Origin of the sequence: Streptomyces sp. NPDC000404 (genome assembly GCF_040300365.1) — a bacterium.
GTDB classification, from domain to species: domain Bacteria; phylum Actinomycetota; class Actinomycetes; order Streptomycetales; family Streptomycetaceae; genus Streptomyces; species Streptomyces ramulosus.
In genome coordinates, this window is record NZ_JBEPDN010000004.1 from 1 (window position 1) to 2,129 (window position 2,129).

The 2,129-nt window shown below is 69.0% G+C and carries 3 protein-coding genes; 2 read left to right on the forward strand and 1 reads right to left on the reverse strand.

What is annotated here, in order from left to right; genetic code table 11:
* Positions 1–81 precede the first annotated feature (81 nt).
* Positions 82–804 (reverse strand): hypothetical protein, encoded by a 723-nt coding sequence (locus ABT345_RS08330; RefSeq protein WP_345087399.1) that lies wholly within the window; start codon positions 802–804, stop codon positions 82–84.
* 198 nt (positions 805–1,002) lie between these two features.
* On the opposite strand from ABT345_RS08330, the gene ABT345_RS08335 reads away from it, so the two are divergent.
* Both ABT345_RS08335 and ABT345_RS08340 read left to right on the forward strand, forming a co-directional pair.
* Positions 1,003–1,320 (forward strand): WXG100 family type VII secretion target, encoded by a 318-nt coding sequence (locus ABT345_RS08335; protein WP_345087401.1) that lies wholly within the window; start codon positions 1,003–1,005, stop codon positions 1,318–1,320.
* Between the two features lie 161 nt (positions 1,321–1,481).
* Positions 1,482–2,000 carry a WXG100 family type VII secretion target gene (locus ABT345_RS08340; RefSeq protein ID WP_345087403.1) on the forward strand — a complete coding sequence of 173 codons (519 nt, stop codon included), beginning with the start codon at positions 1,482–1,484 and terminating at the stop codon, positions 1,998–2,000.
* Positions 2,001–2,129 lie beyond the last annotated feature (129 nt).

Here is a 2,129-nt window from a genome sequence, read left to right on the forward strand (position 1 = left end):
GTGTGTCCTCCTCCATGTGCCGTTTCACGTGAAACGGCACCCCGGCCCTTCGTGTCGCCGTGCGGCCCGGCGCGGGCGCGCTCACTCCGCGATCGGCCTGCTCCGCGGCTCGGGGAAGGCGGAGGCGTGGTCGGCGTTGGCGTAGTAGGTGCCCGCGCGGTCCAGCCGGACGATGAACTGTCCGGCCATCTCGATGGAGTTGGCGCACAGCGCCAGTACCTGGTTCATCTTCGGGACCATGCCGGCGGCGAAGTACTTGGCGGCGTCCTGGAGCTTCTCGTCCGGCTGGTTGCCGCCGTTGTGGTCGGCGTAGGTCTTGGGCACACCCTTGGCGGCCTCGAGGCTGTGCGTGGCGCTGCCGTCCTTCTTGCCCCAGTCGTCCTTGTGCGTCGCCTGCTGGCCGAACGTGGCGTTGTCGGTCGAGGCGGTGAACACGAGCGCCTTCAGCGTCGTGTAGGCGTCGACCGAGCGCCGGGACGACTCCAGCATCGTCTGCATGGCCTCGGCGATGGAGCCGATGCCGACGTTGATCGCCGGGTGGATGCCGGCGGACTGGTTGTCGCCGCCGCCGTTGCCGCCGCCCTTGGGCAGATAGGTGGTGATGGGCGGCGCATCACCCCAGATCATCGTCAGCGAGGGCGGCTGCTGATAGCCGGGGACGGTCTGGTTCTCGGTCTTCTTCTGCTGCTTCTGCTCGTCGGTGAGGCCGTCTTCCGCCGTCGGGTCGCCGCCCTGGGGCTTGTCCTTGTCGTACTCCCTGGGCGGACCGTGCCGCGAGTTCCTCGGTTCCTGTGCCTCTGCCATAGCCGCCTCCACCGGGGTGCTCTCGGGTAGGGTCCGGTCGATCCCACCTCATCCCAGCGGATGCCGCGGCGACCTGCCAGGTCCCTGTTCAGAGACGCCGCCGCGGACGGCCCCGGGGGAGGTCCCCGTTCTGAGACACCGCGACTGTCGGGGAATTGGGGCGTATCCGGGCCTGGCGGTCGCACATAGGGTCGAAGGGTGGCCTCTCATTCCCTGACCCTGTCCGAGTTCCGCATCGAGCTGGAGCGCCTTCACGACGCCATGTCCACGGTGAAGGGCTGCACCGCAAGCATCGAGAACGACGTGAATCTCGTGAAGCAGGTCCTCAACCTCGCCGAGGGCGTCTGGCAGAGCCCGTCGGGGGCGACCTTCGGCAATCTCCAGCGCGACTTCAGCGACAACATGACCGTCCTGGTCGATCTGCTGCGCGAGATGTCGACCCGGTTGAACGCCGCGTACGAGGAGTACCGGCAGGTCGAGGAGACCAACACCAAGAACTTCCACAAGCAGCACTAGGAACACCCCAGTTCCGCGGAGTGCGGACGCCGTCGTGCGACCGGCCGCCCGGCCTTCCGGGGCGGTGTCGCCGGGCGCCGCGGACCACGCCAGCGAGGGAGCCACCCGCGTCGCCCGCCCCGGCCCGGAGTGCGCTCCCCCACCCCCTTCAGGAGCACCCGGTGAGCCCCCAGACGCCCGACCCCATCGACCTCGACCCGACGAAGGCGCCCGTCTACGGGCTCCACGGCGCCAACAACGCCCAGATCAGCGTCGACGCCCAGATGCTGCGGGTCTTCAGCACCCAGCTCGGCGGTACCGACGGCACGGGCGGGCTGGTCGAGAACCTCGCCTCCCAGATCTCCACGATCAACACCGTGATGAGCGAGCTGAAGCTCGCCTGGGCCGGCCAGACCAAGGAGGAGGTCGAGGCGTTCTACGAGCGCTGGGACGCCTGTATGACCGACCTCTTCGGCAAGCAGGGCGACGAGGCGAGCGCGGCCAACGCCGTCCTGCCGCGCATCGCCTTCTCGCTCGGCGCCGCGGGCAACAACTACCTCCACGCCGAGGACAGCATCGTCAAGGAATTCACCGATTTCAAGAACCAGATCAGCTCCGACGGCGGCGGCGGGGATCCCAACGCGGCGCCGAAGAACATCAATGACCCGAACATGACCGCGATCGCCGAGACCTACGGCTGACGGTCCGCCGCCCGGCCACCGCCCGGCGGCACCCGCTTCGCCTTCCGCACCACCGGCGGTGCCCCCTTCCTCCGGGGCACCGCCGCCCCTCCCCCACTCCGCTCCCTCCGTCCCACAGGTGATGTCGCC

Coding starts and splice junctions, on each gene's coding strand:
- ABT345_RS08330 (WP_345087399.1), bottom strand. CDS start 804: ATGGCAGAGGCACAGGAACCGAGGAACTCGCGGCACGGTCCGCCCAGG.